8 protein-coding genes are annotated in these 8,088 nt (G+C 57.1%); 2 read left to right on the forward strand and 6 right to left on the reverse strand.

Features of this window, described 5'->3' with window-relative positions:
- Nucleotides 1-3: 3 nt before the first annotated feature.
- Both pgeF and rluD read right to left on the reverse strand, forming a co-directional pair.
- Entirely contained in the window at nt 4-741 is a 738-nt protein-coding gene (gene pgeF, locus ACYCZJ_RS14305; RefSeq protein ID WP_461554907.1) for a peptidoglycan editing factor PgeF, read from the reverse strand.
- Entirely contained in the window at nt 738-1,643 is a 906-nt protein-coding gene (rluD, locus tag ACYCZJ_RS14310) for a 23S rRNA pseudouridine(1911/1915/1917) synthase RluD (protein ID WP_461554908.1), read from the reverse strand. Before rluD ends, pgeF begins: the two co-directional genes overlap by 4 nt.
- 61 nt (nt 1,644-1,704) lie before the next feature.
- Between rluD and ACYCZJ_RS14315 the strand changes: the two genes are divergently transcribed.
- Nucleotides 1,705-2,496, forward strand: coding sequence for an outer membrane protein assembly factor BamD (locus ACYCZJ_RS14315; protein WP_461554909.1), 792 nt, complete (start codon nt 1,705-1,707; stop codon nt 2,494-2,496).
- Nucleotides 2,497-2,550: 54 nt separating this feature from the next.
- On the opposite strand, the gene ACYCZJ_RS14320 is transcribed toward ACYCZJ_RS14315, so the two are convergent.
- Genes ACYCZJ_RS14320 through sucC form a run of 4 tightly spaced genes read right to left on the reverse strand, consistent with a single transcriptional unit; the run spans nt 2,551 to nt 6,555 of the window.
- Nucleotides 2,551-2,889 (reverse strand): P-II family nitrogen regulator, encoded by a 339-nt coding sequence (locus tag ACYCZJ_RS14320; RefSeq protein WP_461554910.1) that lies wholly within the window; start codon nt 2,887-2,889, stop codon nt 2,551-2,553.
- Nucleotides 2,890-2,913: 24 nt separating this feature from the next.
- Nucleotides 2,914-4,515 (reverse strand): NAD+ synthase, encoded by a 1,602-nt coding sequence (locus ACYCZJ_RS14325; RefSeq protein ID WP_461554911.1) that lies wholly within the window; start codon nt 4,513-4,515, stop codon nt 2,914-2,916.
- Entirely contained in the window at nt 4,512-5,384 is an 873-nt protein-coding gene (sucD, locus tag ACYCZJ_RS14330) for a succinate--CoA ligase subunit alpha (protein WP_461554912.1), read from the reverse strand. Before sucD ends, ACYCZJ_RS14325 begins: the two co-directional genes overlap by 4 nt.
- 1 nt (nt 5,385) lies before the next feature.
- Nucleotides 5,386-6,555, reverse strand: a complete 1,170-nt coding sequence (gene sucC / locus ACYCZJ_RS14335) for an ADP-forming succinate--CoA ligase subunit beta (protein WP_461554913.1) — start codon at nt 6,553-6,555, stop codon at nt 5,386-5,388.
- A 45-nt stretch (nt 6,556-6,600) separates the two neighbouring features.
- Here sucC and ACYCZJ_RS14340 point away from each other — a divergent pair, with 45 nt between their 5' ends.
- The gene (locus ACYCZJ_RS14340; protein WP_461554914.1) at nt 6,601-7,737 is read left to right on the forward strand and encodes a GNAT family N-acetyltransferase; all 1,137 of its coding nucleotides are present in this window, start codon (nt 6,601-6,603) and stop codon (nt 7,735-7,737) included.
- Nucleotides 7,738-8,088 lie beyond the last annotated feature (351 nt).

The following is an 8,088-nucleotide window of genomic DNA, read 5'->3' on the forward strand; positions in this document are numbered from 1 at the left end:
GCTTCAGCCATCACGCTGCAACCAGATCAGGCTCGCCATACGCCCTGTGACACCATCACGCCGGTACGAATAAAATCGCGCAGGCTCCGTGTATGTACATGCGCCGCCGCCATATATGCGGGTAACACCAATGCGCTGCAACCGCATCCGCGCCAGCGCATGAATATCAGCCAGCCATTTGCCCGGCCGGTACGCAACAAATGCCGCGGAAGCCGCCGGTTGCTCGGCAATAAACGCGTCACGCACCTCGTCGCCCACCTCAAACGCCTGCGCGCCGATCGCCGGGCCCAGCCATGCCATCACGCCTGCGCCGGGGAGATGCATGGCAGCGACGGTCGCCTCCAGCATGCCGCCCAACAACCCGCGCCAACCTGCATGCGCGGCGGCGACCACGTTCCCTTCAACATCGCAGAACAGCACCGGCAGGCAATCGGCAGTCAGCACAACACATACCCGCTCTGCCCGGCGCGTCACACTGGCATCGGCCTCGGTTGAGGCGATATCGCCATCAGCGTCCAACACCCGGATGCCATGTACCTGTTGCAGCCAGACAGGTTCAGCGGGCAGCGCCGTGCGCAAAAAGGCGCGGTTCTGTGCCACGCTGGCCGGATCATCCCCGACATGATCGCCCAGGTTCAGCCCGGCATAGGGCGCTGAGCTTGCGCCGCCGGTACGCGTTGTCACGAATGCCTTCACGCGAGCCGGTGCCGGCCAATCCGGAATGAGCCAATCTGGATTCATGCGCGCTCTGTTCTTAAATGATCCAGCAGGATCTGAAAATCCGCGGGCGGTTCCACTTGCCATTCCTGTAGTGCATTCGTAAGTGGGTGCAGCAATCCCAGCCGGGTAGCATGCAGGGCCTGGCGCTTGAAATCGCCCAACACCGCGGCCTGGGTGTTACGCCCGTAGACCGGATCTCCCACCAGCGCATGACCAATGGATTGCAAATGCACGCGAATCTGATGGGTGCGGCCGGTTTCCAGCACACAGCGAATCAGGGTGTAGCGGCCCATCTGTTCGAGCACGGTGTAATGCGTGACGGCCTCGCGGCCGGAATGCACCACTGCCATTTTGGTGCGCTGGCTGGGGTGGCGGCCGATGCGCGCGTCGACCTTGCCGTCTTGCGCGATCAGTCCGTGCGCCACAGCCAGGTATTCACGCTTGACGCTACGCGCCTGCAACTGGCGCACCAGATTGGTTTGCGCGGTAAGTGTTTTCGCCACCACCAGCAGGCCGCTGGTGTCCTTATCCAGCCGGTGCACGATACCTGCACGCGGCACCCCGGCCAATTGCGGTGCGTGGTGCAACAAAGCGTTGAGCATGGTTCCCTGCCAGTTTCCACTACCTGGGTGTACCACCAATCCGGCAGGCTTGTTGACCACCAGCAAGGCATCATCCTCATGGATAATCTCCAGCGCGATGTCTTCAGCTGCAGCGGGCACTTCAGCCGGATGCATTTCGGGCAGGACCTGCACCTGCTCACCCCCCCACACCTTGTCCTTGACAGACAGCAAGCGGCCATTGACCGTCACCCGCTCATGCCTGATCCAGTCCTGAATGCGGCTACGCGAGTATTCCGGCAGCAATGCAGCCAGCGCCTGATCCAGCCGCTGACCCGCACTGGCAAGGGGGATTTCCGCCATAATTGCGGATTCGGCAGAAGTGTTTAGAGTATAATCTGGCAACTGTTTTACGGGCGATGTCATGAAACGAAGTTTACTTGTTTTGTTGGTGGTACTGCTGGCCGGTTGTGGTCTGTTACCCAAGACTGTGGATGAAACGCAGGGCTGGTCGGCGCAAAGGCTCTACTCTGAGGCCAAGGACCAGCTCAATTCGGGTGGCTATGAAAAGGCTATCAAATATTTCGAAACGCTGGAAGCGCGCTATCCTTACGGACGCTATGCGCAACAAGCCCAACTGGAAGTTGCCTACGCCTATTACAAGGACAATGAACCGGTTTCAGCCATCGCGGCCTGTGACCGCTTCATCAAACTGCACCCCGAACATCCGAATGTGGATTATGCCTATTACCTGCGGGGGTTGGCCAATTTTACCGAAGACCAGGGATTATTGGGACGCATTGGTGATCAGGATATGACCGACCGTGACCCCAAGGCGGCAGGCGAGTCATTCGATTCATTTCAGCAGCTGGTCACGCGTTTCCCAAACAGCAAGTACGCCCCGGATGCACTGGCGCGCATGAAATACCTGGTGGATGCCCTGGCCTCACATGAGGTGCACGTTGCGCTGTACTACTATAAGCGTGATGCCTATGTCGCAGCCAGCAACCGTGCGCAATATGCAATCGAGCATTATCCAAATTCACCTGCGATCGAGCAGGCACTCGCGATACTTGTTAAGTCCTATGACAAAATGGGTATCAATGATTTGCGTGATGATGCACTACGGGTATTGCAAAAAAACTTCCCGAACAGCAAATATGTGGCGGGCAATTTTGACAAGAGCAAACCCTGGTGGCGCTTCTGGCAGCTCTGAGTTATTCGATGCAGCAATCCTTGGCAAGACTTGATGCAAGCCTCGCCAAGGATATCAAATTGCCGTATCGCCGGTCTCGCCGGTACGAATTCGCACTACCTGCTCTACCTCGGTAACGAAAATCTTGCCATCACCGATTTTTCCGGTGCGGGCCGCATTCACAATCGTTTCCACCGCCTGATCGACGAGATTATCCGACACGACCAATTCGATTTTTACCTTGGGTAGAAAATCCACCACGTATTCTGCACCGCGATAAAGTTCAGTGTGGCCTTTCTGGCGGCCGAACCCTTTGACTTCGGTAACAGTCAGTCCGGTAACACCGATTTCAGATAAACCCTCGCGGACTTCATCGAGTTTGAACGGCTTGACAATCGCTTCTATTTTTTTCATTTCATTCCCTTTGCATAAAATAATTCAGCCCGGCTTGAACCGGGAAGTGATTGGATAACGGCGGTCCTTGCCAAATGCACGCGGCGTGATGCGAATGCCTACGGGCGCCTGACGGCGTTTGTATTCACTGCGGTCTATCATGATGATCACGCGCGCCACTTCTGTTTCATTGTAGCCTGCGGCGACAATTTCGGCTGGCGTCTGATCCTTTTCGACATAGCGCTCGATGATCGCATCCAGAATATCGTAGGGCGGCAACGAATCCTGGTCGGTCTGGTCAGCCCGCAATTCGGCGGAAGGTGCGCGATCAATGATGCGTTGCGGAATCACCGGCGCAATGCCATTGCGGTAATTGGACAGTCGATATACCAGGGTTTTCGGCACATCACGCAACACCGCGAAGCCACCCGCCATATCACCGTACAGCGTCGCATAGCCGACTGCCATTTCGGACTTGTTGCCTGTGGTCAGCACGATCTGTCCGAACTTGTTGGAGAGCGCCATCAACAGCGTGCCGCGGATGCGCGCCTGAATGTTTTCTTCGGTGAGGTCAAACGGCAAATCATTGAATTCACCGGCCAGTCCCTCAAGAAAGCTATCGAACACGTTCCTGATCGGTAATTCGCTGTATTTCACACCCAGCGTCGTCGCCATGATACGGGCATCCTCCAGACTGATATCGGCGGTGAACTCCGACGGCATCATCACCGCATGGACCTTGTCGGCACCCAGCGCATCCACTGCCACGGCGAGCGTCAACGCTGAATCAATACCGCCGGACAAACCCAACAGCACGCCGGGAAAGCCATTTTTCCCAATATAGTCGCGCACCCCCAGCTTGAGCGCCTCGTATACGCATGCCTCGGTACCCAGGGCCGGTACGATCTCGCCGGTGCGCGGCGACACGCCTTCCATTTCGACCAGATACACGCCTTCGGTCAATGTCGGGAACTGACTGGTGAGCTCGCCGTTGGCGTTCATCGCGAATGAGCCGCCGTCGAAAATCAGCTCATCCTGCCCCCCCAGCAAATTGCAATACACCACGGGCAGGCCGCTTTCGTGGATACGTTCGCGCATCACCTGATAACGTTCCTGCTGCTTGCCGATATGAAATGGGGAGGCATTGAGCACCAGCAGCACTTCCGCCCCGGCCTGGGCTGCGCAACTCGCCGCGCCCTGCTCCCACACGTCGGCACAGATATTGACACCGAAACGTACATTATCCTGTTCGAACACGCAGGCTTGCGTACCTGCGGTAAAGTAGCGCTCCTCATCGAACACCGTGTCATTGGGCAGACGCTGCTTGCGATAAATCGCCTCGATTTTTCCATCGCGCAGCACCGACGCCGCATTGTAGCGATGTGCGCCTTCCTTGAGCGGATGCCCGACCACCAGCGTGATGCCCTGTGCCGCGTCCAGCAGGCTGTTTAATGCCGTCGCGCATTGCGCGTAAAAATCATCGCGCAATAATAAATCTTCCGGTGGATAGCCGGACAATGACAGCTCGGGTGCCAGCAGAATCGTCGCGCCCGCCGCCTTGGCATATGCCGCAGCAGCGCGAATCCTGGCTGCGTTGCCAGCCAGGTCGCCGACCGTGCAATTGATCTGCGCCAGCGCGATTTTCATCGTTGCATGGCCGTCTGCACCGCCGCGCCCATTTCAGCCGGGGATTGTGCCACCACTGCCCCGGCCGCTTCCAGCGCGCGCATCTTGGCTTTCGCGGTACCGCTGCCACCGGCAATAATCGCCCCGGCATGTCCCATGCGCTTGCCCTTGGGCGCAGTACACCCGGCAATGTAGGCGGCCACCGGCTTGGTGATGTGCTGCTTGATATAGTCGGCTGCTTCTTCCTCGCGCGTGCCACCGATCTCGCCTACCAGAATGATCGCCTCGGTTTCCGGATCGGCCTGGAACATGGCCAGACAATCAATGAAATCCAGCCCCTTGATGGGATCGCCGCCGATGCCGACGCAGGTTGTTTGCCCCAGCCCTAACCGGGTAGTCTGGTGCACTGCCTCATAGGTGAGCGTGCCGGAGCGAGAAACAATACCTACCTTGCCACGCTGGTGGATGAAACCCGGCATGATGCCGATCTTGCATTCGTCCGGCGTGATGATGCCAGGGCAATTCGGGCCGATCAATTTCGCACTATTGGCACGTAACGCCGCTTTCACATTCAGCATATCCAGTACCGGAATACCTTCGGTGATACAGACGATCACGGCGATGCCCGCATCCGCAGCTTCCATAATGGAATCCGCCGCATAATTGGCCGGCACGTAAATCACGCTGGCATCGGCGCCGGTTTGGCGCACCGCCTCGCGCACTGTGTTGAATACCGGCAAACCAAGGTGGGTTTGCCCACCCTTGCCCGGCGTCACGCCGCCCACCATCTGCGTGCCGTAGGCCAGCGCCTGCTCGGAATGAAACGTGCCCTGCTTGCCGGTAAACCCCTGGCACAGGACTTTGGTGTGCTTATTAATCAGTATGCTCATGTCAGGAACCTTGTACTGCCGCAACTGCGCGTTGCGCTGCATCGGTCAAGCCGTCGGCAGTGATGATGGATAAGCCGCTTTCGGCCAGTTTTTGCTTGCCCAGTTCCACATTGGTGCCTTCCAGGCGCACGATGACGGGGACTTGCACGCCTACCTCCTTCACCGCCTGGATAATGCCATCGGCGATGATGTCGCAGCGCATGATGCCGCCGAAAATATTCACCAGCACGGCGCATACCTTGCTGTCCGAAAGGATGATCTTGAACGCCTTGGCGACCGTTTCAGCCGTTGCACCCCCGCCCACATCGAGAAAATTGGCCGGTTCGCCGCCATGCAGCTTGATCAGATCCATGGTCGCCATCGCCAGACCGGCGCCATTCACCATACAGCCGATGTTGCCGGCCAGCGCGATGTAATTGAGGCCGGCTTCCTGCGCGGCGACTTCCCTGGCGTCGATTTGCGTATCGTCACGCATGTCGGCAAATTTTTTCTGCCGTCCCAGCGCGTTATCGTCCACGCTCATCTTGCAGTCCAGCGCGACCATGCGCCCGTCTCCGGTAATCACCAGCGGGTTGATTTCCAGCAGGCTCAGATCGGACTCGGTGAACAGTTTATACAGCGCACGCAGCATGCGCGTCAGGTCACCGATGTGGCTACCGGTAAGTCCCAGACCAAACGCCAGATTGCGACACTGGAATTCCTGCAGACCGAGCAACGGATCGCATAACTCACGCAGAATCTTGTCCGGTTGGGTTTGTGCGACTTCCTCGATTTCCATGCCGCCCGCACTGGAAGCCACCACCGCGACGCGCTCTGTTTCCCGGTCCACCAGCAGACTCAGGTACATTTCACGCGCAATCGGCAAGGTTTCTTCCACCAGCAGCTTGCTCACCAATTGCCCGTCCGGGGCATTCTGGTAAGTCACCAAAGATGTGCCCAGCAGCGCTTGCGCAGCTTCCAGCAATGCGGCTATGGATTTCACCAGCCGCACGCCACCTGCCTTGCCGCGACCACCGGCATGGATTTGCGCCTTCACCACCCAGGCGTCACCGCCCAGATAGCCGGTCGCGGCGAGTTCGGCGTGGGTCGGATCTTCCACCACAATCCCGCGCGGGGTAATGATGTTGAACTCGCGTAATAACTGCTTGGCCTGATATTCGTGTAAATTCATGCTGGAAATGTTTTTTAGCAAAAACCGAATTGTGTCGGAAAACCCATGAACACGCCACAACCAACGCAGTTTCGCGTGCTGACCGGCATGCACGAAATTGCAGCCAACGCCTGGAATCGACTTGCGGGCAATCAGCCTTTCCTCTCTCACGCCTTTCTGCACGCGCTGGAAACCAGCGGTTGCGTGAGCGCTGAAACCGGCTGGCTGCCGCAACACCTGACACTCTGGGAAGGCGAACATCTGGTCGCCGCGATGCCGCTTTACGCCAAAAGCCATTCCTACGGCGAATACGTATTCGACTGGGCCTGGGCAGAAGCCTATCAGCGCAATGGCCTGAGCTATTATCCAAAATTGTTGTCGGCGATCCCCTTCACGCCGGTCAGCGGAGCGCGCCTGCTGGTCGACAGCGATGCCAACCGGGTACAACTGGCTCATGCCGCCATCGAACATGCGCAAGCGATCGGCGCATCATCCTTTCACTGCCTGTTTCCAACCCCGCAGGATAGTGCCGCATTACAACAAGCGGGATTGATGATCCGTCACGGCGTACAGTTTCATTGGCTCAACCATGGATTTGCCAGTTTCGAGGCCTATCTTGCTGCGATGAGCCATGACAAACGCAAAAAAATCAAACAGGAACGGCGCCGTGTCAGCGAGGCGGGCATTCGCTTTCGCCAACTAACCGGCGCAGACATTCGTAGCGAGGACTGGGCATTTTTCACCGGTTGCTATGACAATACCTATCGCGAACATTGCTCTACCCCCTACCTCAATCTGGATTTTTTCCAGCGCATAGGCCATGCACTGCCGGATAACGTGCTGATGATCGTCGCCAGCCGCGAAGGACAGGACATTGCCGCTGCCCTAAATTTCTACGACAACACCACCTTGTATGGGCGCTACTGGGGCACACATGCCTATTCACCTGCGCTGCATTTCGAGACCTGCTACTACCAGGCCATCGAATTTTGCATTTCGCGAGGTATTCAGCTATTTGAAGGCGGCGCACAAGGCGAACACAAACTGGCGCGCGGATTTTTACCGATAGAAACCAGCTCTGCCCACTGGCTGGCTCACCCGCGTTTTGCGGAGGCGGTAGAAACTTTTCTGGAACGCGAATCGTTGGGCGTGGCCGATTACATCGGGGAATTAAATGAGCATTCCCCGTTTAAAAACACTTGAGTACCAAATGCATCCGTACGGAAACTTTAATGTGTGGTGCGCATCTGGTCGCGCACCTGTTTGAGCAATTTTGGCGCAAGCGGCGTTTCGGATATATTAGGCACGGAATTCTTGGTAGCGGCAATATTCAGACAAACTAATATCGGTGTATTTTATTTTTGAATATATCCCCGTTCAAAGATCCAGATCACTACAGAGTTGAGCTAATCCATGAACGAAAATGTGTTGAACTAAACCGCTATCGCGGTGGCTCCCGAACCCACCGACCCTCTCCGCACACCTGCTGCACCTGACGTAAAAATCTCCGATCCTTGATCGCGGGGGATGTCCCCGACACACTCAAGGAGACGA

The sequence above is a fragment of the Sulfuriferula sp. genome, from assembly GCF_054605375.1.